Raw genomic sequence first — 22,391 nt, 5'->3', positions numbered from 1 at the left:
TTGAATCATCCTGAATCTTGCGGTCGCGACGACACCAGGGAAACAACTTTGCAACAGAACTCCTCGATCCTGACGCCCGTACAGCGCCGCGCCTTCATCTGGCTGGCGATCGCATTGGTTGTCGGCATTCTGCTCTGGCTACTGAGCCCGGTCCTCACGCCGTTCCTGCTCGGCGCCATTCTCGCGTACATTCTGCAACCGGGCGTCGCGTGGATGGTGCGCCGGCGTGTGCCGCGCGGACTCGCCGCCTTGCTGATGATGCTGCTGTTTTCGTTGCTGATGACGCTGCTCGTGCTGCTCGTGCTGGCCGTCATCCAGAAAGAAGTTCCGCAGTTGAAGCAGCAGGTGCCCGTGCTGTTCGCGCACGTGAGCGCCTGGCTGCAACCCAAGCTTGCGCTGCTGGGCCTCGCCGACTCGCTCGATTTCGCCAGTATCCGCGATCTCGTGATGGGGCAGCTCGAAGGCAGCGCACAACAGGTCGCGCAGTATGCATGGACCTCGATCCGCACCAGCGGCAACGTGATGATAACGGTGGTCGGCAACCTCGTTATGGTGCCACTCGTGCTGTTTTATCTGTTGTACGACTGGAATCGCATGCTCGCGCGCATGCAGATCGTGGTGCCGCGCCGCTGGCTCGACAAGACGCTGCAACTCGCGCACGACATGGACCAGATGCTGTCGCAATACCTGCGCGGCCAGTTGCTCGTGATGGCGGTACTCGCGGTCTATTATGCGATTGCGCTGACCGTCGCTCGCTTCGAGATCGCGCTGCCGGTGGGTATTTTCACGGGCCTCGCTGTGTTCATCCCATACATCGGTTTTGCAACCGGGCTCGCGCTGGCGTTGCTTGCAGCACTGTTACAGTTCGGCGACTGGTACGGCTTCGGCGCGGTCGCGCTGATTTACGGTGTCGGCCAGATCGTGGAGAGCTTTTATCTCACGCCGCGCCTGGTCGGCGAACGGATCGGCCTGCACCCGCTCGCGGTAATCTTCGCGTTGCTCGCGTTCGGTCAGTTATTCGGCTTTTTCGGCGTGTTGCTGGCGCTGCCGGTCAGCGCCATTCTGTCCGTAGCGATGCGCGAGTTGCGTCAAAGCTATCTGGCGAGCACGCTTTACAACAACTGAGTCACTGACTGCTCATTGACTATTTATTGACGTTTCAGGGCCCGAGATTCGGGTCATTTGCGGCCTAAGCCTCATTTTCGGCATTAACCTACTGTGCTTCGTCAACTGACGCTCGATCTCGGCACCCCGCCGCCATCGACATTCGACAATTTCTTCGCCGGCGCCAACGCCGAGCTGGTCACGCGGCTGCGCGAGCTCGACAATGCGCTCGCGGCCGGGCCAGTGGCCGATCGCACCTTCTACATCTGGGGCGAAGCCGGCAGCGGCCGCACGCATCTGCTGCAGGCGCTGGTCCACGAAGCGCCGCCAGGCCATGCGCGCTTTGCCGGTCCGCAGAGCAGCCTCGCCGCCTTCACGTTCGACCCGCGCGTCGCGCTGTATGCGATCGACGATTGCGATGGCCTGTCCGCGGCGCAGCAGATTGCCGTGTTCAACCTGTTCAACGAAGTGCGCGCGCACCCCACCAGCGCGCTCGTCGCGGCGGGCAATGCGCCGCCGATCGGCATGACGGTGCGCGAAGATCTGCGCACGCGCCTCGGCTGGGGCCTCGTGTTTCACCTCGCGCCACTGCCGGACGAAGGTAAGGCCGCGGTGCTGAAACACGCGGCGCGCGAGCGCGGCATCATGCTCGCCGACGACGTCCCCGCCTATCTGCTTACGCATTTTCGCCGCGACATGCCGAGCCTGATGGCGTTGCTCGACGCGCTCGACCGCTTCTCGCTCGAACAGAAACGCGCGGTCACGCTGCCGCTTCTACGCACGATGCTGGCCTCGCCCGACGCGGACGATCGGCGAACGGCGCCCGCTTCATCTGTGTCATCTGCGTCACCCGCCGCGTCAGCCGCCGCCTCATCCGCGTCCCCCGCCGCCGCTTCAAGTAAAATAGGCCCCCATGGCTAACCTCGCACTCTTCGACCTCGATCACACGCTCATTCCCACTGACAGCGACCACGAATGGGGCCGCTTCATGGTGCAACAAGGCATGGTCGATGCGGAAAATTTCGCTCGTGAAAACGACCGCTTTTTCGCTGACTACAAAGCTGGCAAGCTCGACATTCACGCTTATCTGATCGCCATGCTCACGCCGCTCGCAAAGTACACGCGCGCCCAGCTTGCCGACCTTCACGCGCGGTACATGCATGAAGTGATCAAGCCGGCGATCTTCCCGGTCGCGCTGGAGCTGGTCAGGGAACACCGTGAAGCCGGCGATCTCTGCTGCGTGGTCACCGCGACCAACGAATTCATCACCCGCCCGATCGCGCAGGCGTTCGGCGTCGATGCGCTGATCGCCTGCGAAGCGGAAACCGTCGACGGCCAGCCGCATTCGCCTTACACCGGCCGCCCCACCGGCACGCCGAGCTATAAGGAAGGCAAGATCGTCCGTACCGAGGCGTGGCTCGCATCCCTCGGCAAAACCTGGAGCGACTTCGAGCACAGCTATTTCTATAGCGACTCGCACAACGACATCCCGCTGCTCGAAAAGGTCACCGATCCGATCGCGACCAATCCCGACGACACATTGCGCGCCCATGCGCAGGCCAAAGGCTGGCGCACCCTCGAACTCTTTCAACCCTCGTGATCAAAAAACTTATCCGCAAGCTATTCGGCCAGGACTCGGCACCCGCTGACGACACCACACCAGCCGAAGCCGAAGCAGACGAAGCCGGCGAGGCACCGGCACGCAACGCGTCCAGCGCCAGCAAAGCACGCCGCAAAGCGGCACGCCCGGCCGCCAAAACCGTGCAGGACCCCGACGTGCCGGTCATCATTCCGCACGACGTGCATGGCATCGATCAGTCGCTGATCTCGAGGAACGCGATTCGCGTCACCGAGGGCCTGCAGGAAGCGGGGCATCGCGCGTTTATCGTCGGCGGTGCGGTGCGCGATCTCCTGCTCGGCATCAAGCCGAAAGACTTCGACGTCGCGACCGACGCCACGCCCGAACAGGTGCAGAAGCTGTTCCGCCGCGCCCGCATCATCGGCCGCCGGTTTCAGATCGTGCATGTGCAGTTCGGTCAGGAAATCATCGAAACCTCGACGTTCCGCGCGCTGGTCGATCCGCCCGCAGCCGACGCAGCGCCGCCGCGCCGCCTGAAGCGCGACGAGCTCGACCGCCGCACGCATGCGGTGGACGCCAGCGGCCGCGTGCTGCGCGACAACGTCTGGGGCGAACAGCACGAAGACGCCACGCGCCGCGACTTCACGATCAACGCGATGTACTACGATCCGGCCTCGCAAACCGTGCTGGACTATCACAACGGCATGGCCGACATGCGCACTCGCCTGTTGCGCATGATCGGCGACCCGGCCACGCGTTATCGCGAGGATCCGGTGCGCATGCTGCGCGTGGTGCGTTTTGCCGCCAAGCTCGACTTCGAGATCGAAGACCAGACCCGTGCACCGATCGCCAAAATGGCCGATCTGATCAACAACGTGCCGGCCGCTCGTCTGTTCGACGAGATGCTCAAGCTGATGCTGTCGGGCCACGCGCTCGCCTGTTTGAAACGTCTGCGCCAGGAAGGCCTGCATCACGGTCTGCTGCCGCTGCTCGACGTGGTGCTGGAGCAGCCGATCGGCGAGAAATTCATCACGCTCGCGCTGACCAACACGGACGCCCGGGTGCGAGCCGGCAAGCCGGTTTCGCCGGGTTTCCTGTTCGCCACGCTGCTGTGGCACGACGTACAGACGCGCTGGCAACAATTTGAAGCGAACGGCGAATATCCGGTGCCGGCCCTGCATCGCGCGATGGACGAGGTCCTCGACATGCAAACCGAGAAGCTCGCGATCCACAAGCGCTTTTCGTCGGATATGCGCGAGATCTGGGGCCTGCAGCTGCGCCTCGAAAAACGCTCGGGAAGAAGCGCGCTGAAGCTGCTGGAACACCAAAGATTTAGAGCGGGGTATGATTTCCTCCTGTTGCGCTGCGAATCGGGCGAACTCGATGAGTCGGTCGGTGCGTGGTGGACGGAGTTCATCGAAGGAGACGTCGCTGCGCGTGAGACTCTGCTCACGCAAGGCGGGAAGGACCGGAGCCCCAGAAAACGACGGCGGCGCAGCAGTGGCGCCAGAACCCGCAAACCGGGCGAGGGAATGGAGGGCGGTACGCCAGCCGAACGCACAGCCAACGACGCGGGCCATGACGGCTCGCACGAAGACTGACACAGCGTTCGCTGTTGCCGTCGAACGATAGTCGCAGGAAGTTATGCCATGACGGTTGCTTATCTCGGCCTCGGCGCGAATCTCGGGGACGCGCGCCAGACCCTGAAAGACGCGGTGGTGTGCCTGGCCCAACAGCACACCATCACCGTGCTCGCCAAGTCGAGCCTGTATCGCACCGCCCCGATCGACGCGGGCGGCGATGATTATTTCAACTGCGTCGTGAAGGTTGATACGACGCTCCCCGTGCGGCATCTGCTTGCGCTGTGCCACAAGATCGAGCATCAATTCGGCCGTGAACGGCCGTTTCGCAACGCCCCGCGCACGCTCGATCTGGACATCCTGCTCTTCGGCGATCAATCGATCGACGAAGCCGATCTGATCGTGCCGCATCCGCGTTTGATCGAACGCGCCTTTGCACTCGTGCCGCTCGTCGAGATCGACGCAGCGCTGATCATCCCGCAACACGGCCGTGCCGAGGCGCTGCTTGACGGCGTGAGCGATCAACGCATAGAAAAGGTGAAGAGCCCCTGCCACTGTCCAATGCTCAATGCAATGACTGCTGGCGCCCCTGCTGCGGACAAGGGCCGTTGCGAATGAATTCGCCGCCGCTCACCGTCACCGCGCCGCATCTACGGCCGCCGTTCGGCTATCTCGCGATCGAAGGGCCGATCGGCGTCGGCAAGACCTCACTCGCACGGCGGCTCGCACAGCGCTGGTCGATGCACGAACTGTTCGAGCGGCCGCAGGACAATCCCTTTCTCGAGCGCTTTTATCGCGACAGCGCGCGTTATGCGCTGCCGACGCAATTGCACTTCGCATTGCAACGCGCGCAGCAAGCCCAGAACGTGGTGGCCGCGCATGTGGCAGGCACACCGCTGATCGCCGATTTCATGACGCAGAAGAACGACATCTTCGCGCGTCTGACACTGCAGGAAGACGAGTGGCAGCTTTATCGCGCCCTCGCCGCTCGAATCGACGTGAGCGCGCCGGCGCCGGATTTCGTGGTCTACCTGCAAGCCAGCCCTGAAGTGCTGTTCGCGCGCATCCAGAAGCGCGCCGTGCCAATGGAACTGCAGATTTCCGATGCGTATCTGCACGCGCTGTGCGACGCCTACAACGAGTTTTTCTATCACTATGACGGCGCGCCGGTGCTGACGGTCAACGCTGAACATCTGAATCCGCTCGACTCGGACGCGGACCTTGCACTGCTCGCCGAACGCATCGAAACCATGCGTGGCCGCAAGGAATTCTTTGTCAAAGGCACGTCGCTTTAAGCGGCGCGCGCCCTCTTCTTTCCAACGGATTTCCCCATGACCTATTTGCAGGAAACGAGCCGGAACGCCATCACCGTGCCGAAACTGCAGGCGATGCGCGACGCCGGCGAAAAGATCGCCATGCTGACCTGTTACGACGCGAGCTTCGCCGCGCTGCTGGATCGCGCGGGCGTCGACGTGCTGTTGATCGGCGACTCGCTCGGCAACGTGCTGCAAGGCCAGACGACCACGCTGCCGGTGTCGCTCGCCGACATCGCGTATCACACGGCGAGCGTGGCGCGGGCGCGGCCCTCGGCGCTGGTGGTAGCCGACCTGCCGTTCGGCACGTATGGCACGCGGGAGGACGCCTTCAGGAGCTCGGTGGAACTCATGCGCGCCGGCGCGCAGATGGTGAAGCTCGAGGGCGGTGAGTGGCTCGCGGACACGGTGCGCTTTCTGGTCGAACGGTCGATTCCGGTGTGCGCGCACGTCGGCCTCACACCGCAATCGGTGCATGCGTTTGGCGGCTTCAAGGTGCAGGGCAAGACCGAGGCAGGCGCGAGCCAGTTGTTGCGCGACTCGCTCGCCGTGCAGGATGCGGGTGCCCAACTGATCGTCATGGAAGCGATCCCAACGCTGCTCGCGAGCGAAGTCACGAAGCAATTGCGGATTCCGACAATCGGTATCGGTGCGGGCCTCGACTGCTCGGGTCAGGTGCTGGTGCTGCACGACATGCTGGGGATTTTCCCCGGCAAGCGGCCGCGCTTTGTGAAGGATTTCATGCAGGGGCAGCCGAACATCCAGGCTGCCGTGGAAGCGTATGTGCGTGCCGTGAAGGACGGCGCGTTCCCGGGGCCGGAGCACACGTTCTAACTACGCGGTCTGATAGCGGATTACGTCGATCGGGCGTGATTGCACCCGTTTGGCGTGTTTGTCTTGTTTTGTCCTGTTTTGGGACCCGTCTTATATCGTCTGAAAACCTGGTCGTCTATCTTCGTCTACCTTGTTAACGCGGCCTTGCCGCTTGCCGAAGAGAGATGACCATGAGCCCCTTTTGCCTGATCGACGTAGCGGGAATCCGCAACCACGCTACCGCACCGCATGACGTGCGGGAATCCACTTGGCGCGCACGCCTGTCCGGATGGATGGCCCGCTTGCTGCACGTTCGCCACAGTTGAGCCGCCGCGGCGGCACGCAACGCCCAAAGCCGGCATTGCGACTGGCCTTAGCCTTAGCCCTACCTTAGCCCAGCACGTGCGCCTGTACCGCGCCTCGCAGTGCGTTGCACACGAGAAGCGCTTCGGCATTTTGCACATCGGCCCGAGTCAACACGCGTTCAGCCGCGTGAAGGTCTGAATCCTCTAGCAGCACGGCCCGCATGATCCCGGGCAGTACGCCCGACGTTAGCGGCGGCGTCCACCACCGTCCCGTCAGCTTCACAAACACGTTCGACCGACCACCTTCGGTCAACTCGCCGCGCTCGTTAAAGAACAGCGTGTCGAAAGCACCCTTCGCTTCCGCTTCGCGCCAGCCGCGATCATATTCGGCGCGGCGCGTGGTTTTGTGCCGCAGCAACGGATCATTGGCGAGCATCGCGGGGAACGCGTGGTCCGGCCCAAGCAGCACGCCGACGGTGGAATCGGCCAGCGGCGTCAGCAATGCCGCGGTTATTTGTGCCGTGCCATTTTTGCTCAGCGCGAGGCGCATACGGTGCGGGGTTTGCGCTGGCAACGCCGCACATTTCTCTGCGATTTGCGCGCGAATTTCGTTTTCATCGTCGAGTTTGAAACCCAGCGTCGCGGCGCTCGCCGAGAGCCGTGCGAGATGGCGCGACAGATGGCGCACGCCCTCTTCCCGCGTCGCGTACATCGTTTCGAAGAGATCGAAACCCGGCTCTGCGCCGGTCAGAAAGCTGGCCTTCAATTGGCACTCCGCATATTCGTCGGCGGCGACACTGTCGAGCACGATGCCCGCGCCTACGCCCATCTTGCCGTGCAGCTCACCCGGCTGTGCAGTCGGGCTTAAGGTCAACGTGCGGATCGCGACGGACAGGCAGAAGTCGCCGCAGGCGGTGTTGCTTGCGGTGGTTGAGGGCGCATCGAGCCAGCCGATCGCGCCTGTGTAAAGACCACGCGGCGTGCTTTCGAGCTCGTCGATCAATTGCATCGTGCGATGCTTCGGCGCACCGGTGATCGAGCCGCATGGAAACAGTGCGCGCATGATCTGGGCGAAAGACGTGCCGGCGCGCAACGTCGAATGCACTGTCGACGTCATCTGCCAGACCGACGCATACGGTTCGACCGAAAACAGCGCCCGCACATTGACCGAGCCCGTCTGCGCCACGCGCGACAAATCGTTGCGCAACAGATCGACGATCATCACGTTCTCGGCGCGATTCTTCGGGTCGTTTGCAAGGAACTCGGCGGCATGACGATCGGCCACGGGGTCGGCTGATCGCGGCGCCGTGCCTTTCATCGGCCGGGCGCGCAACATGGCGCCTTCCTTCTCGATGAACAACTCCGGCGAGCACGACAAGACCCACTCGTCGCCCGGCAACGCGATCAGCGCACCGTACGGCACCGGCTGACGGGCCCGCAGGCGCCGATAAAGCGCGGTCGGCGAGCCGAATACATCGAAAGCAAGCCGATACGTGTAGTTAACCTGATATGAATCGCCCGCGCGCAGAGCGGCATGGATCGCGTCGATCGCTTCGTTGAACTGCTTTGGATCGACGCTCGCGCGCACGTTCGCCGTGCCCGCCACAGACGCCTCGGCCGCGCCGCCGTCGCGTTCCACGAGCCACGCATCTACGTCGTCGCGCGACAGTTTCTCGCAACGTTCAAATAATAAAAAACGCAGCGTGGCATCGCCACGCTGCGTTTCTTTCAATGCCGGGTGAGTTTGGCCGCCGCCGAGAAGGCACCGGCCAAACTCGTAGTCGGCGAGCACGACGGCATGCAAACCGCGCCGTGTATCCGCGGCCGCAGTCTCGCACACGACTTCAAGCTGCGCGGCGTCCGCGCAAACCCGTTCATGCACAAAACCCGTGTACAGACGACTCGAACGGCGCGCCGCCGTCGCGTCGCAATCGTCGAGCAACGCGAAAACTGCGTCGCGCTCATCTGCCGTCATGCTTACCGCCAAATCAAACCGCTATTAATCGAAGAAGCTCTTCACCCGGTCGAACCAGCTCTTGCTTTGCGGGCTGTGCCGCGCACCGCCTTCCACCAGCGCCTTCTCGAACTGCTGAAGCAGGTCGCGCTGCGACTCGGTGAGCTTGACCGGCGTTTCGACTTGCACATGCACGTACAGATCGCCGGCAATGCTCGAACGCAGCCCCTTGATACCCTTGCCACGCAGACGGAACGTCTTGCCCGATTGCGTGCCATCCGGCACCGTGAAACTCGCGCGGCCCGCGAGGGTCGGCACTTCGATTTCGCCTCCGAGTGCCGCCGTGGTGAACGGAATCGGCATCTGGCAATGCAGGTCGTCGCCGTCGCGTTCGAACACCGAGTGTTGCTTGATGTGAATCTCGACGTACAGATCGCCCGACGGACCGCCGTTGATACCCGGCTCACCGTTGCCGGCCGAGCGGATGCGCATGCCGTCGTCGATACCTGCCGGGATCTTCACTTCCAGCGTCTTGGTTTCCTTCACTTTGCCCGCGCCATGGCAGTGGCCGCAAGGCTCAGGGATATAGGTGCCGGTGCCGTGGCACTTCGGGCAGGTCTGCTGAATGCTGAAGAAGCCCTGCGACATCCGCACCGAACCCGAGCCGCTACAGGTCGGGCAGGTTTCCGGCTTGGTGCCGGGCTTCGCGCCCGAACCGTGACAGATTTCGCACGACACCCAGCTCGGCACGCGAATTTGCGTGTCGTAGCCGTGTGCGGCCTGTTCCAGCGTGATTTCCATGCTGTAGCGCAGATCGGCGCCGCGATACACCTGCGGGCCGGCACGGCCGCCACCGCCGCGTGCGGCACCGCCGGCCGCCTGGCCGAAGATGTCGCCGAAAATATCGCCGAACGCATCGGCAAAACCGCCGAAGCCTTGCGCACCGGCTCCGCCCATGTTCGGATCGACGCCCGCGTGGCCGTACTGATCGTACGCAGCACGCTTTTGCGAGTCCGACAGCATTTCATAGGCTTCCTTCACCTCTTTGAAATGCCCTTCCGCATCCTTGTTGCCCGGATTGCGGTCGGGGTGGTGCTTCATCGCAAGCTTGCGATACGCCTTCTTGATTTCGTCGTCGCTCGCGTTCTTTGCGACGCCCAGAACCTCGTAGTAATCCCGTTTCGCCATATCGGTTCAACGCCACTCGCGCAATGGGGCGCGGTGACTCCTCTTGAATGCTGGAGTCTTGCGACTCGTCCGGCCGTTGTTCACACCGCTTTCAGGCGGTTCAAACAACGCCCTCCATAAAACAAATGTGCCCGGAGAGCCCCAAAAGGCTCACCAGGCGCGATAACCGCTTTGCAGGTTCATGCACCCGGACGGGAGCAAACCGTTTTGCAGCCGGGCCGCACACATTGCTGTGTGCGGCTTTACGGTCAAATTGCGACCCGGCTTTAGTCTTTCTTGACTTCCTTGAACTCGGCGTCGACCACGTCGTCCTGCTGCTGGCTCGCACCACCCGCCGATGCACCCGCACCTGCCGCGCCCGCTGCCGCAGCTTCGGCACCTTGTGCAGCCTGCATGTCGGCGTACATCTTCTCGCCCATCTTCTGCGAGGCGGTGGCCACCACTTCGATCTTGGCTTCGATCGCGGCCTTGTCGCTCGAGCTGCTCTTCAGCGTTTCTTCGAGGTCCTTCAGCGCGGTTTCGATCGCTCCCTTCTCAGCGGCTTCCAGCTTGTCGCCGTATTCGGTGAGCGCCTTCTTCGTGCTGTGGACCAGCGCGTCGCCCTGGTTGCGGGCATCGGCCAGCTCACGCAGCTTGTGATCTTCTTCCGCGTTCGCTTCGGCGTCCTTCACCATTTTTTCGATTTCAGCTTCGGACAGACCCGAGTTCGCCTTGATCGTGATGCGGTTTTCCTTGCCGGTCGCCTTGTCTTTCGCGCCGACGTGCAGAATGCCGTTCGCGTCGATGTCGAAGCTCACTTCGATCTGCGGCGTGCCACGCGGCGCCGGCGGAATGCCTTCGAGGTTGAACTCGCCCAGCAGCTTGTTGCCCGCTGCCATTTCGCGTTCGCCCTGGAACACCTTGATCGTCACGGCGCCCTGGTTGTCGTCAGCCGTCGAGTAGACCTGTGCGTGCTTGGTCGGGATCGTGGTGTTCTTGTTGATCATCTTCGTCATCACGCCGCCGAGCGTTTCGATGCCGAGCGACAACGGGGTCACGTCGAGCAGCAGAACATCAGTGCGGTCGCCCGACAGAACCTGGCCTTGAATCGCGGCGCCAACGGCCACGGCTTCGTCCGGGTTCACGTCACGGCGCGGTTCCTTGCCAAAGAACTCCTTGACCTTGTCCTGCACCTTCGGCATACGCGTCATACCGCCGACCAGAATCACGTCGTCGATCTCGCCGACCTTCACGCCTGCGTCCTTGATCGCCGTGCGGCACGGTTCGATCGTGCGTTCGATCAGCTCTTCAACCAGCGCTTCCAGCTTCGCACGCGTGATTTTCAGGTTCAAGTGCTTCGGACCCGACGCGTCGGCCGTGATGTACGGCAGGTTGATTTCGGTTTGCTGGCTCGACGACAGTTCGATCTTCGCCTTTTCAGCCGATTCCTTCAGGCGCTGCAGCGCGAGCACGTCTTTCGACAGGTCGACACCTTGTTCCTTCTTGAACTCGCCGATGATGTAATCGATGATGCGCTGGTCGAAGTCTTCACCGCCGAGGAACGTGTCGCCGTTCGTGGACAGCACTTCGAACTGCATTTCACCGTCGACATCAGCGATTTCGATGATCGACACGTCGAACGTACCGCCGCCCAGGTCATACACCGCGATCTTGCGGTCGCCCTTTTCCGCCTTGTCCAGACCGAATGCCAAAGCGGCTGCGGTCGGCTCGTTGATGATCCGCTTCACTTCCAGACCGGCGATGCGGCCTGCGTCTTTGGTGGCCTGACGCTGGCTGTCGTTGAAGTACGCGGGAACCGTAATCACAGCTTCGGTGACCGGCTCGCCGAGGTAGTCTTCAGCGGTCTTCTTCATCTTGCGCAGCACTTCAGCCGAAATTTGCGGCGGAGCCAGCTTGTCGTCGCGCACCTGGACCCATGCGTCGCCGTTGTCGGCCTTCATGATCTTGTACGGCATCAGACTAATGTCTTTCTGCACTTCTTTTTCTTCGAAGCGGCGGCCGATCAGGCGCTTGACGGCGTACAGCGTGTTCTTCGGGTTCGTGACCGACTGACGCTTAGCCGGTGCGCCGACAAGAATTTCGCCGTCTTCCATGTAAGCGATGATCGACGGCGTGGTGCGCGCACCTTCCGAGTTCTCGATCACTTTGACCGAATTGCCTTCCATGATCGCCACGCACGAATTGGTCGTGCCGAGGTCGATGCCGATGATTTTGCCCATTTTTACTAATCTCCTAACTTTGATCGCTGCGGGAATCGCCGTTTTTGTCCATCTGGCGGTACGGCGATCCGCTCTCAATTCCTACCTGCACTCAACATAAGTGCGTCCGCATCGTTTTCAAGACCTCTTTTGCGATGCGGTCTTTAATTTTTTTCAATCGGCCGAACTTTTGCCGCTTTTTTCACCATTTGTCGCGCTGCCAACCGCCTTGGCCGCCCGGATCTTTTCCCGCGCGGCCGCGACCGCCGCCTCGAACTGCCCAAGGCCGTGCCAGCCGGTTGCCCGGCCGGGCCGCTTGCCTCGGTAAAGGAAGAACCAGGTGGGCACGCCGTGAAGCATGAACGCGGTGGCGTCGACGGGAATGTTTGCCATGAAGGTGCCTGTGAGGCGGAACGTCTGATAGTCGGCTTTTGACGCGGCTTGTGATGCTTACTTCGGTGCCGAGACGGTCACCAGGGCCGGACGCAGCACGCGGTCGGCAATCACGAAGCCTTTTTGCAGTACGGCAACGACGGTGTTCGGTTCCTGATCGGCCGGCACCATCGAAATAGCCTGGTGACGGTGCGGGTCGAACTTCTCGCCGACCGGGTTCAGGGCGACGACGCGGCCCTTCTCCAGCGCGCCGGTGAGCTGGCGCAGCGTGAGTTCAACGCCTTCGCGGACCTTTTGCAGGTCGTCGGACGAGTGGGCAACCGCTGCTTCGAGGCTGTCGACCACCGGCAGCAAATGCTCAGCAAAGCTTTCGATCGCGAACTTATGGGCCTTGGCGACATCTTCCTGGGCGCGGCGGCGCACGTTCTCAGTCTCAGCCTTCGCCCGCAGGAAGCTTTCCTGCAGCTCGGCGAGCTTCGCTTCTGCTTCGGCCAATGCAGCTTCCGCACCGGTTACCGGCGCTTCAGGAGCCGCGTTTGCAGCCGCGTCCTGCTGGGGTGCTGCGGCCTCGGCGGCCTGGCGCGCGGTTTCGTCGGCGGGCGTGGGAGTCTGGCTCGTCGGGTTCTCTTGCGTGTTTTCCATGTCGCTGAAAGTCGTTAAAAAGTTAAAGCTAACGGTGGCGGCAACGCGTCAAAGCCAGCGCAATTTGTGCGTTGCAAAATTGCGACAGACAACTTGGTGCACAACTTGGTGCATTAACGCGTATCGAAACGGCAGATGGGGCCGGAAAGACCCATTTCAAGCACCTCTCCCGGAACTTTTCGCACCGAGGACGGGTGGAAGAAATGCCCGGTTACAACCATTTTTGCGGCGCAATCAGATTGAGATTGAGTGCGCCCGACAAGTGGCCTATCCTCCAATAAAGCGTCGGAAAAGACACGTTAACCCTAATCTAACGCAAGCCTTACCGACATTTTAAATTCCACCTGATTTGCCCGTTTCCATCCTGAATCTTCCCAAGGGGAGTGCCGTGAAACTGACCTTTGCAATATCGGTGGTCGCATTGGTACTGATCGCGGGCACCACGACCATCTGCATGTCCGGGGCCGTCAACGATCACACCACCGAGTACGGCGGTGTGCACGCGACGATGGAACAGTTGTTCAATCCCCACCTGAAAGTTTGTCGATAGTGCGCCGGTCGCGCTTGGTCGGCCTGCCGTGTAAAGCGGCGGCCGGTTCGCGGTACGTCTTGCGCCGCTCCTGCTCGACCTGCCGCTTCGCCCTGCTCTCTTCCGTTTCGGTATAAAGCGTCTGCGCGACGCTGGCCGGGCCGCGCACGTCACACACGCCCAGCACTTCCACCTGCCACACAATCCGCTCGATCTCGATCTCGACCAGGTCGCCGACGCGCACATCTTTGGCCGGCTTGACGCTGGCGCCGCCAATTCGCACATGCCCTTTGTCGACGGCATCCGCCGCGAACGAGCGGGTCTTGAAGAAGCGCGCCGCCCAAAGCCATTTGTCGATGCGCAGCTTCGCGCCCGGTTCAGTTGAAATCCTGTAGTTCATGAGCCTGCTTACGCCCCGCTCGTGTGCAGCACCGGCGCCGCTTGTACGGGCCAGCCCTGCAGATTCTGCGCGATGATTTCGCCTAGCGCGGCGATCCACGGCTGCGAGGCGTTCACGCAGGGAATCCGATGAAAATCCTTGCCACCTGCCCGCAGGAACTCGTCGCGCACTTCCATGCCAATTTCTTCAATCGTTTCAAGGCAATCGGCGGTAAAGCCCGGACAGAACACATCGGCTCGCCGCACGCCCGCCGAGCCCAGTTCCTTCAGCGTGGGCGCCGTGTACGGCTGCAGCCATTCGGCCTTGCCGAACCGTGACTGAAACGTGATGCGGCATTCCACCTGCGTCAACCCCAACGCCTGCGTCAACAATGCGCCGGTCTGCTGGCATTGCTCGTGGTACGGGTCACCGAGATCCATCGTGCGCTTGGGCACGCCGTGAAAACTCAGCACCAGCTTGTCGCCTGCAGCGAAATCCGGCCGGCCGTGCTGATGCCAGTAGTGATGCACCTGAGCAGCAAGCGCGGCGATATACGCCGGATGATCGGCGTACTGCCGCACCGTGCGGATTTCCGGCTGATTGCGCATGCGCTTGAGGGCCGAAAAAGCGTCGTCGAAAGCCGTGGCCGTGGTCGACGACGAGTATTGCGGATACATGGGCATCAGCAGCACGCGCTCGGCGCCCGCCAGCTTGAGCTGGTTCAGCATGGCCGGAATGCCGGGCGTGCCGTAGCGCATGGCGTAGTCGACCAGCACCGTGTAGTCGTTCAATTGCAGCAGATGGCGCAAACCCTCGACCTGCTTCTCCGTGAAGACACGCAGCGGCGAGCCTTCCGGCATCCACACGGCCGCGTACTTCTTCGCTGACGCACGGCTGCGGAACGGCAAAATCAACAACCGCAAGATCACCTGCCAGAGCAGCGCCGGAATTTCGACCACGCGAGGATCGGACAGGAACTCCGCAAGATAGCGACGGACCGCACGCGGCGTCGGCGCGTCGGGCGTGCCGAGATTGATCAGCAGCACGGCGACACGGTGTGAAGAGGCGTTCTGTGACGGCCGCTCGAGGTCGAAGCGCATAGGCAACAGAGATAACCGCTTGGGGCGGAGAGTCGGTTCAGGTGGAATTCATTATAGCGGCGCGGTTCATTGCGAAGTCCGCCAGGGACCCCTGGCCATTCGGCCAATTGGCAAGCCGCGCGCCGTCGCGCATCATTTGCAGCATGACGTGCCGCCAGCCAGCAGTGGTCGGTAGTGACTGCTGGTTACTGTTGACTAAGCGTGAGGGAAAGCAGCCGCGCGGTGATGTCGACAATCGGAATCACGCGGCTGTAGGCCATGCGGGTCGGCCCGATCACGCCGAGCGTGCCGACGATCTTGCCGTTCACCTCATAGGGCGCGGTGACCACGCTCATTTCCTCGATCGGCACGAGATTCGACTCGCCGCCGATGAAAATCTGCACGCCCGCGGCGTGACTCGACACGTCGAGCAACTGAAGGAGACTGGTCTTTTGGTCGAATACATCGAACAGCTTGCGCAAGCGCGCCATGTCCGACGAAAGGTCGGCGACTTCGAGCAGATTGCGCTCGCCGGAAATCAGCACGGTCTCGCCGGTGTCGGTTTCATCCGTGCTGGCCGTGACCGCGGCGTGCATCAGCGTGGTCATGTCCCCGCGCAACTCGTCGATTTCTTCGCGCAGACGGCGGCGAACATCGTCGAACGAGAGGCCCGCGAAGTGCGCGTTGATGTAATTGGAGGCTTCCACCAGCTGCGACGGCGAGAAATCGCGCTGGGTCGCCATGATGCGGTTCTGCACGTCGCCCTCGGGCGTCACGATGATCAGCAGGATGCGCTTGTCCGACAGGCGCATGAATTCGATCTGCTTGAACACGTGGCTGCGGCGCGGCGTGAGCACCACACCGGCGAACTGCGACAGATTGGACAGCACGCTGGCCGCCGCGGCGACGACTTTCTGCGGTTCGCCCGCCTGCAGCGTAGTCTTGACGGTGCGCATCACCGCTTCTTCGTCCGCGGCGGATTCCACCGTCAGCATGGTATCGACGAACAGCCGGTAGCCACGCGGCGTCGGAATGCGGCCCGCTGAAGTATGCGGACTGATCACGAGCCCCAGGTCCTCGAGATCGGACATCACGTTGCGGATCGTCGCCGGACTCAGTTCGAGGCCGGAATAACGCGACAACGTGCGCGAGCCGACCGGCTGACCTTCGGCGATGTAGCGCTCGATCAGCGTTTTGAGGAGGGTTTGTGCGCGGGGATCTAGCATGACGGAAAATTTTAGCTCAATGACGCGACTACAGCGAGCGCTAACGGCGCCAACCCCTGACTATCGCGCCGCCGGTTGGCGGGGCGGCGCCTGGTATTCCGTGCGGCGCCTTGACTGGCGCCGTGTCCAGCACCCTTGTCAGCGCGCCGCCGAGGCTCGGGCCCTGCGCCTCGCCAGCCACCATTCCGGCGAGTCCGCTGACGGCACGCCGCCGGATTACAACCGGCGCGTATGTCATCAAGATTTCACCATTCTAACGATAATCGCCGAATGCGCTGGCAGCCCGCTTGTGCAGGCCTGCTACCGGGTCTGTCTGCGGTTCTTTTCAGGCCCTACCTATGGTGTAATGCCGGCATGCAAGTGACCAGCCAGTTCAAGACCGTCGCGCTCGTCGGGCGCAACAATACGCCGGGCATCGGCGAGCCGCTGACCGAGCTCGCCTCGTGCATCGCGAGGCGCGGCTTCGAGGTCGTGTTCGAAGCCGATACCGCCGCCGAAATCGGCGTGACCGACTATCCGGCGCTGCGTCCCGCCGAGATCGGCGCGCGGGCCGACGTTGCCGTGGTGCTGGGCGGCGACGGCACGATGCTGGGCATTGGCCGCCAGCTTGCGCCCTACCGCACGCCGCTGATCGGCATCAATCACGGGCGGCTCGGCTTCATTACCGACATTCCGATCTCCGACATGCGCGAGATCGTGCCGCAAATGCTCTCCGGCAAGTTCGAGCGCGAAGAGCGCATGCTGCTCGAAGCGCGCATCATGCGCGACGGCACCCCGATCTATCACGCGCTTGCCTTCAACGACGTGGTGGTCAACCGTAGCGGTTTCTCGGGGATGGCGGAACTCCATGTCGCGGTGGACGGGCGCTTCATGTACAACCAGCGCTCGGACGGCCTGATCGTCGCCACGCCTACGGGTTCGACCGCCTACGCGCTGTCTTCGCAGGGGCCGATCCTGCACCCGCAATTACAAGGCATCGTGCTGGTGCCGATCGCGCCGCATGCGCTGTCGAACCGGCCAATCGTGCTGCCGGACGACTCGAAGGTGAGCATCCAGATCGTGTCGGGCCGCGAAGTAAACGTCAATTTCGACATGCAGTCGTTCACCTCGCTGGAATTGGGCGACACGATCGAAGTGCGCCGCTCGCGTCATACGGTGCCGATGCTGCACCCGGTCGGCTACAGCCACTTCGCCACGCTGCGCAAAAAGCTGCACTGGAACGAATACCCGTCGCACGAAGAAGATACCGAGCCCTAAGCGGCCCGGAACACCGGACCGCCGGAAAACCGGAACGCCGGCCGCCGGAATGCCGGCCACCGGAACGCGAACACCGCCGCTGCCGAACCCTGAATATCAAGCTCATCAGACGACCTCCATGCTTCGCCACCTCTCGATACGCGACTTCGTCATCGTCGCCGCGCTCGATCTCGAATTCGACAGCGGCTTTACCGTCTTCTCCGGCGAAACTGGCGCCGGCAAGTCGATTCTGATCGACGCGCTAGCACTCGCGCTTGGCGCCCGTGCCGATGCGAACGTGGTGCGCACAGGCGAGAGCCGCGCCGACATCACCGCCGAGTTCGAAACGCATGCGCAAGTCGAACAATGGCTCGACGAGCAGGCGCTCGGCACGATCGCCGACGAGGGCCATCACGGCGGCACCGTGATGCTGCGTCGCGTGGTGGATGCGAACGGCCGCTCGCGGGCGTTCATCAACGGCACGGCGGCGACGCTCGCGCAGTTGCGCGAAGTCGGCGAGATGCTCGTGGACATTCACGGGCAGCATGCGCACCAGCTGCTGATGCGTCCGGACGCGCAACGCGAACTGTTCGACACCCATGCCGGCCTCACGGAAACCGCGGCAACCGTCACGCGCGCATGGCGGTCGTGGCGCGAAAAGGTTCAGGCCGTCGAGCATGCGCAAACGCGCGACCGCGAACTGCAACTGGAGCGCGAGCGGCTCGTCTGGCAGCTCACCGAACTGGACAAACTTTCGCCGCAGCCCGGCGAATGGGAAGAGGTCAACACCGAGCACCGGCGCCTGTCACATTCAGCCAATCTGATCGACGGCGTTCAAGGGGCGCTCGGCGCGCTGTCCGAATCGGACGAGGCGATGATCACGCATCTCGCCTCGATCGTGTCGAAGGTGCGCGATCTGGCTGAGATCGACCCGGCGCTGAACGACGTGCTGGCGGCGCTGGAGCCGGCCGAAATCCAGTTGCAGGAAGCGGCCTACTCGCTCAGCCACTACGCGCAGAAGCTCGAACTGGATCCCGACCGGCTCGCCCAGGTCGAAAAGCGTCTTGACGCGTTGCACTCGGCCGCACGTAAATTCCGCTTGCAGCCGGAGACGCTGCCGGAAGAACACGAAGCGCGTCGAGCGCAACTTGCCGCGCTCGACGCCGCAGCCGATCTCGACAGCCTGCATGCAGCCGAAGCCAAGGCCAAAGAAGCCTTCCTCACCGAAGCGAAAAAACTGTCGAAGGCGCGCGCCAAGGCCGGCAAGGCTTTGGGCGCCGCAGTGACCACCGGCATGCAGGAACTGTCGATGAAAGGCGGCAGCTTCGAAGTGGCGCTGGTGCAGTTGCCGGAAGGCGGCGCGCATGGACTCGAGCAGGTCGAATTCCGCGTCGCCGGTCATGCCGGCGTGCCGCTGCGGCCGCTCGCGAAGGTTGCCTCAGGTGGCGAACTGGCGCGGATCAGCCTCGCATTGGCTGTCATTGCGAGCGCCGCGAGCCCGACACCGACCCTGATCTTCGACGAAGTGGATACGGGGATCGGCGGCGGCGTCGCCGAAGTGGTTGGACGGCTGCTGCATCAACTCGGACAGGCGCGTCAGGTGCTGTGCGTCACGCACTTGCCGCAAGTCGCCGCGCGTGGCGACCATCATTTCCAGGTAGCGAAGGCGGGCAACGGCAAGGGCGGCACGGTTAGCAGCGTGACCTCGCTCGACCGCGCGAGCCGCGTCGAAGAAGTCGCGCGGATGCTCGGCGGACTGGAGATCACCGCCACGACCCGCAAGCACGCGAAGGAAATGCTGGCGGCCTAGGAACTCGGGCTGGAAATCATCGCGGCCGTCTGCGAACGCAAGGCAAGATTGGCGGCGCACGCTACTCCATGGTGTGCGCCGCCGCTACGGTCAGTGCAGAGCGAATTCAGTGGGTCGCGGCGACCCGGGTAACGCGACGCACCTCGCCCCTCGCACCGTCAGCCTTCGCCAAACACCCGCTCCCAAAGCCCCAGCACCGCCTCACGCTCAGTCACCACCAGCGCCGGATCGACCCGCGCCTTCTCCATCCCATCCAGCCGCAGCTTGTGCTGCAACTTCCGGTAGATCCGATAAGCCGCGCCGACCGTCTCCGCTTCCGCCTCGCTCATCAGGCCGAAGCGCGACACCTCACGCAGCAACGCGATGTTGCCGGTATTGCGGATCAGTTCAGGATCGCTCGCCGCATGCAGCAGCACCCAGTACTGCACGGTGAATTCGATATCGACCATGCCGCCACGATCGTGCTTCAGGTCGAATAGCGCCGTATGGTTCGGATGCCCCGCCTCGACGCGCTCGCGCATCTCGACGATTTCCTTCGCGAGCGGCCCGGCTTCGCGCGGCGTGGTCAGCACCTGTTCGCGGATCTGCTCGAATTTCGCGCCGATTTCGGCGTCGCCCGCGCAGTAGCGCGCGCGGCTCAATGCCTGATGCTCCCACACCCACGCGGTATTGGCGGCATCGCCTTCGCGCAGTTGATAACGGCGGAACGCGTCCAGATCAGTGACGAGCAGGCCCGACTCGCCGTTCGGACGCAGCCGCAAGTCGACATCGAACAAGGTGCCCGCGCCGGTCGCTGTGGTCAGCCAGGTAATGAGACGGCGGGTGTAGGTGGCGTAGACATCGGCGGCGGCATCGTCCGGATCGTCGTAGAGGAAGATGACGTCGAGGTCGGACGCGTATCCGAGTTCCTTGCCGCCCAGCTTGCCGTACGCGATCACAGCAAACTTCGGCACCTCACGGTGGCGTTTGGCCAGTTGCTTCCAGACCGCTTCGAGCGTGACGTCGAGCACGGCGTCGGCGAGTTCGGACAGACGGTCGCTCACATGCTCGACACTCAGCCTGCCGGCCAGATCGATCAACAGGATGCGGAACACCTCGGCCTGATGCGCGTGGCGCAGCAGATCCATCTGTTGTTCGACGCCATCCGCTGCGGCCAGACGCAAGCGTAGCGTCCGCTTGAATTCGGGCCAGTCGAACGGACTGTCCATCGCCTCGTCGTCGAGGAGTTCGTCAAGCAATTGCGGGTGGCGAATCAGATAGCCGGCGGCCCAGCGCGAACCACCCAGCACCGACAGCACCCGATGCAGCGCCTGCGGATATTCCGTCAGCAGCGCAAGGTACGCGCCGCGCCGGCTCACGGCTTCGAGCAGGTCGAAAAACCGAGCGACCGTATCGCCGCGCCGTTCGGGCGGCTCCAACGTACGCGCAGCTTCCAGCGCTCGCTGCGCGACGATGTCGAACCGTTGCCGGCTACGCTCGGCGAGCCCCGCGTAACGCGACGACTGCCACACCCCCCGCAAGCGCGCCAGCAGTTCGCCCGGCTCGGGCACGCCCAGTTCGATCAGGCGCGCGCCAAGCGCTTCGTCAGCGCTGTCGTCGGCGAGCGCGCTGCTCCAGACCCACGCCGCCGCGCCGTCTTCCGGTGCGCCGCAGCCGTCGCGACCGCTCACCTTGTCGGCGAAAATCTGGTCGAACTGCTGTTCGACGAACTCGCGGTGCGCGTCGAGCTTGAGCATTAGCGCGGCATAGTCGTCGCAACCCATGGCGTGCGCGAGCGCCACGCGCTCCTCGGGATCGACCGGCATCGCGTGGGTTTGCGCGTCGTTGCGGTATTGCAGGCGGTGTTCGAGCTCGCGCAGGAAGCGGTACGCCTGTGAAAGCTTCACGCAGACCGAGGTATCGATCAGCCCGTGCGTGGCCGCGTGCCGCAAGACGGCGAGCGTCGGACGCACCCGGAAGCCGGCATCCTGGCCGCCCCGGATCAGCTGAAATACCTGAGCGCTGAATTCGATTTCGCGGATGCCGCCGCGGCCCAGCTTGATGTCGTCAGCCTTGTCGGGCCGCATCGAGGCACGCCGCTGTGCTTCCTGGCGAATCTGCAAATGCAGCGCGCGAATCGCGCTGATCACGCCGAAATCGAGATAACGTCGATAGACAAACGGCGTGACGATCGCATCGAGCTGCTTCTGCAGCCGCTCTGCCGCCTCGCTCGCGCCTTCAGACACGAGCCGCCCCTTGATCCACGCATAGCGCTCCCACTCGCGGCCCTGCACGTAGAAATACTCTTCGAGCATACCGAGGCTGCACACGAGCGGCCCCGAATCGCCGTTCGGCCGCAAACGCATATCGACCCGGAACACGTAACCGTCGGCGGTCACCTCGGCCAATGCGCCGATCAGGCGCTTACCCAGACGCGTAAAAAAGTCCTGGGTCGCGATCGGCGAACGCTGACCGCCCGCGGTCTCACCGTCTTCTTCATAGACGAAGATCAGGTCGATATCCGACGACACGTTCAGCTCACGCCCGCCCAGCTTGCCCATCCCGACCACACCGAGCGCGAGCCGCTCGCCCTGCGGTCCGCGCGGTTCGCCGTAGAGCGTTTCGAGCTCGGCGGACACGACCGCCAAGGCACGCTGAATCGTCGTCTCCGCCAGATCGGTCATCGCGCCGGTGACTTCGGCGACATCCGCCTCGCCCGCCAGGTCGCGCTCCATCACGGCGCAAAATACCTCGGTGCGCAATTGGCGCAAGGCCCGTTTGAGTGCATCCTCGCTCAATGGGCCGCCGCCCGCGCCGGCTGCCTCGGCACACAACGCGTCAAAGCGCGCGTCGATCCGTTCGCGTGTGAGGGGTGCGGACGCGAGCGCCGCCACCTGCGCCACGATTTGCGGACGGGCCGCCGCGGCGCGCGCTGCGTAATGTGAATAGCTGGAACTCAGGAGAGTGGCGTCGGTCATCAAGGGTCTGGCTCGCTCGTTGCTTTATCAGCGTTGTTCAGTTTGCTGCAGCACACGAGTACAAGCGGGACCCAAGCGGGGTCCGGCGGCCTCGCGCAGGTCGCGA

General features: G+C 63.1%; 18 protein-coding genes and 1 pseudogene. 10 read left to right on the top strand and 9 right to left on the bottom strand.

Annotated elements, in window-relative coordinates; genetic code table 11:
- The first annotated feature begins 48 nt into the window (after window positions 1-48).
- The 7 genes from GNZ13_RS39440 (at window position 49) to panB (ending at window position 6,410) form a co-directional block, all read left to right on the top strand.
- A complete protein-coding gene (locus GNZ13_RS39440) occupies window positions 49-1,125 on the top strand; it encodes an AI-2E family transporter (RefSeq protein WP_172175412.1) in 1,077 nt (358 codons plus the stop codon).
- Window positions 1,126-1,218: 93 nt separating this feature from the next.
- The gene (gene hda / locus GNZ13_RS39435) at window positions 1,219-2,025 is read left to right on the top strand and encodes a DnaA regulatory inactivator Hda (RefSeq protein WP_172175410.1); all 807 of its coding nucleotides are present in this window, start codon (window positions 1,219-1,221) and stop codon (window positions 2,023-2,025) included.
- Entirely contained in the window at window positions 2,018-2,704 is a 687-nt protein-coding gene (locus GNZ13_RS39430) for a histidinol-phosphatase (RefSeq protein ID WP_172175408.1), read from the top strand. Before hda ends, GNZ13_RS39430 begins: the two co-directional genes overlap by 8 nt.
- Complete coding sequence (gene pcnB, locus GNZ13_RS39425; RefSeq protein ID WP_172175406.1) at window positions 2,701-4,284, top strand: polynucleotide adenylyltransferase PcnB; 1,584 nt, start codon at window positions 2,701-2,703, stop codon at window positions 4,282-4,284. The genes GNZ13_RS39430 and pcnB overlap by 4 nt, the downstream gene beginning before the upstream one ends.
- 48 nt (window positions 4,285-4,332) lie before the next feature.
- Entirely contained in the window at window positions 4,333-4,881 is a 549-nt protein-coding gene (gene folK / locus GNZ13_RS39420; RefSeq protein ID WP_172175404.1) for a 2-amino-4-hydroxy-6-hydroxymethyldihydropteridine diphosphokinase, read from the top strand.
- On the top strand, window positions 4,878-5,558 hold the full coding sequence (locus GNZ13_RS39415; RefSeq protein WP_172175402.1) for a deoxynucleoside kinase: 681 nt from the start codon (window positions 4,878-4,880) through the stop codon (window positions 5,556-5,558). Before folK ends, GNZ13_RS39415 begins: the two co-directional genes overlap by 4 nt.
- Before the next feature lie 36 nt (window positions 5,559-5,594).
- The gene (gene panB, locus GNZ13_RS39410) at window positions 5,595-6,410 is read left to right on the top strand and encodes a 3-methyl-2-oxobutanoate hydroxymethyltransferase (RefSeq protein ID WP_172175400.1); all 816 of its coding nucleotides are present in this window, start codon (window positions 5,595-5,597) and stop codon (window positions 6,408-6,410) included.
- A gap of 369 nt (window positions 6,411-6,779) precedes the next feature.
- On the opposite strand, the gene pabB is transcribed toward panB, so the two are convergent.
- The 5 genes and pseudogenes from pabB to grpE form a co-directional block, all read right to left on the bottom strand.
- Complete coding sequence (pabB, locus tag GNZ13_RS39405) at window positions 6,780-8,669, bottom strand: aminodeoxychorismate synthase component I (protein ID WP_172175398.1); 1,890 nt, start codon at window positions 8,667-8,669, stop codon at window positions 6,780-6,782.
- A 24-nt stretch (window positions 8,670-8,693) separates the two neighbouring features.
- Window positions 8,694-9,836, bottom strand: coding sequence for a molecular chaperone DnaJ (dnaJ, locus tag GNZ13_RS39400; RefSeq protein WP_172175351.1), 1,143 nt, complete (start codon window positions 9,834-9,836; stop codon window positions 8,694-8,696).
- A 266-nt stretch (window positions 9,837-10,102) separates the two neighbouring features.
- Window positions 10,103-12,055: a molecular chaperone DnaK gene (gene dnaK / locus GNZ13_RS39395; RefSeq protein WP_172175348.1), complete on the bottom strand. Its 1,953-nt coding sequence runs from the start codon at window positions 12,053-12,055 to the stop codon at window positions 10,103-10,105.
- A gap of 153 nt (window positions 12,056-12,208) precedes the next feature.
- Window positions 12,209-12,397 (bottom strand): annotated as a pseudogene (locus GNZ13_RS39390) (thioredoxin family protein); the annotation flags it as partial.
- Window positions 12,398-12,484: 87 nt separating this feature from the next.
- The gene (gene grpE / locus GNZ13_RS39385) at window positions 12,485-13,069 is read right to left on the bottom strand and encodes a nucleotide exchange factor GrpE (protein ID WP_172175345.1); all 585 of its coding nucleotides are present in this window, start codon (window positions 13,067-13,069) and stop codon (window positions 12,485-12,487) included.
- Window positions 13,070-13,457: 388 nt separating this feature from the next.
- On the opposite strand from grpE, the gene GNZ13_RS39380 reads away from it, so the two are divergent.
- A complete protein-coding gene (locus tag GNZ13_RS39380) occupies window positions 13,458-13,619 on the top strand; it encodes a hypothetical protein (protein WP_012431795.1) in 162 nt (53 codons plus the stop codon).
- On the opposite strand, the gene GNZ13_RS39375 is transcribed toward GNZ13_RS39380, so the two are convergent.
- The 3 genes from GNZ13_RS39375 to hrcA form a co-directional block, all read right to left on the bottom strand.
- Complete coding sequence (locus GNZ13_RS39375; protein WP_172175342.1) at window positions 13,591-13,998, bottom strand: RNA-binding S4 domain-containing protein; 408 nt, start codon at window positions 13,996-13,998, stop codon at window positions 13,591-13,593. The two genes, GNZ13_RS39380 and GNZ13_RS39375, sit on opposite strands and share 29 nt — an antisense overlap.
- An 8-nt stretch (window positions 13,999-14,006) precedes the next feature.
- On the bottom strand, window positions 14,007-15,077 hold the full coding sequence (gene hemH, locus GNZ13_RS39370; protein ID WP_172175339.1) for a ferrochelatase: 1,071 nt from the start codon (window positions 15,075-15,077) through the stop codon (window positions 14,007-14,009).
- 185 nt (window positions 15,078-15,262) lie between these two features.
- Entirely contained in the window at window positions 15,263-16,282 is a 1,020-nt protein-coding gene (hrcA, locus tag GNZ13_RS39365; protein WP_172175336.1) for a heat-inducible transcriptional repressor HrcA, read from the bottom strand.
- Window positions 16,283-16,636: 354 nt separating this feature from the next.
- Between hrcA and GNZ13_RS39360 the strand changes: the two genes are divergently transcribed.
- Window positions 16,637-17,539 carry an NAD kinase gene (locus GNZ13_RS39360; RefSeq protein ID WP_172175333.1) on the top strand — a complete coding sequence of 301 codons (903 nt, stop codon included), beginning with the start codon at window positions 16,637-16,639 and terminating at the stop codon, window positions 17,537-17,539.
- A gap of 118 nt (window positions 17,540-17,657) precedes the next feature.
- Window positions 17,658-19,328 carry a DNA repair protein RecN gene (recN, locus tag GNZ13_RS39355; RefSeq protein ID WP_172175330.1) on the top strand — a complete coding sequence of 557 codons (1,671 nt, stop codon included), beginning with the start codon at window positions 17,658-17,660 and terminating at the stop codon, window positions 19,326-19,328.
- Window positions 19,329-19,486: 158 nt separating this feature from the next.
- Here the strand turns inward: recN and glnE are convergent, their stop codons facing one another.
- Window positions 19,487-22,285 (bottom strand): bifunctional [glutamate--ammonia ligase]-adenylyl-L-tyrosine phosphorylase/[glutamate--ammonia-ligase] adenylyltransferase, encoded by a 2,799-nt coding sequence (gene glnE / locus GNZ13_RS39350; protein ID WP_172175327.1) that lies wholly within the window; start codon window positions 22,283-22,285, stop codon window positions 19,487-19,489.
- Window positions 22,286-22,391 lie beyond the last annotated feature (106 nt).

The sequence above is a fragment of the Paraburkholderia elongata genome, assembly GCF_013177735.1.
Taxonomy (GTDB): domain Bacteria; phylum Pseudomonadota; class Gammaproteobacteria; order Burkholderiales; family Burkholderiaceae; genus Paraburkholderia; species Paraburkholderia elongata.
The sequence above is the reverse complement of the archived record's forward strand: the minus strand, read 5'-3'. Positions and strand labels throughout refer to the sequence as shown.

Excerpts from the sequence above, each read along its gene's own strand:
- GNZ13_RS39430 (WP_172175408.1), top strand. The coding sequence starts at position 2,018 with ATGGCTAACCTCGCACTCTTCGACCTCGATCACACGCTCATTCCCACT.
- folK (WP_172175404.1), top strand. The coding sequence starts at position 4,333 with ATGACGGTTGCTTATCTCGGCCTCGGCGCGAATCTCGGGGACGCGCGC.
- GNZ13_RS39415 (WP_172175402.1), top strand. The coding sequence starts at position 4,878 with ATGAATTCGCCGCCGCTCACCGTCACCGCGCCGCATCTACGGCCGCCG.
- panB (WP_172175400.1), top strand. The coding sequence starts at position 5,595 with ATGACCTATTTGCAGGAAACGAGCCGGAACGCCATCACCGTGCCGAAA.
- pabB (WP_172175398.1), bottom strand. The coding sequence starts at position 8,669 with ATGACGGCAGATGAGCGCGACGCAGTTTTCGCGTTGCTCGACGATTGC.
- dnaJ (WP_172175351.1), bottom strand. The coding sequence starts at position 9,836 with ATGGCGAAACGGGATTACTACGAGGTTCTGGGCGTCGCAAAGAACGCG.
- dnaK (WP_172175348.1), bottom strand. The coding sequence starts at position 12,055 with ATGGGCAAAATCATCGGCATCGACCTCGGCACGACCAATTCGTGCGTG.
- grpE (WP_172175345.1), bottom strand. The coding sequence starts at position 13,069 with ATGGAAAACACGCAAGAGAACCCGACGAGCCAGACTCCCACGCCCGCC.
- GNZ13_RS39375 (WP_172175342.1), bottom strand. The coding sequence starts at position 13,998 with ATGAACTACAGGATTTCAACTGAACCGGGCGCGAAGCTGCGCATCGAC.
- hemH (WP_172175339.1), bottom strand. The coding sequence starts at position 15,077 with ATGCGCTTCGACCTCGAGCGGCCGTCACAGAACGCCTCTTCACACCGT.
- hrcA (WP_172175336.1), bottom strand. The coding sequence starts at position 16,282 with ATGCTAGATCCCCGCGCACAAACCCTCCTCAAAACGCTGATCGAGCGC.
- GNZ13_RS39360 (WP_172175333.1), top strand. The coding sequence starts at position 16,637 with ATGCAAGTGACCAGCCAGTTCAAGACCGTCGCGCTCGTCGGGCGCAAC.
- recN (WP_172175330.1), top strand. The coding sequence starts at position 17,658 with ATGCTTCGCCACCTCTCGATACGCGACTTCGTCATCGTCGCCGCGCTC.
- glnE (WP_172175327.1), bottom strand. The coding sequence starts at position 22,285 with ATGACCGACGCCACTCTCCTGAGTTCCAGCTATTCACATTACGCAGCG.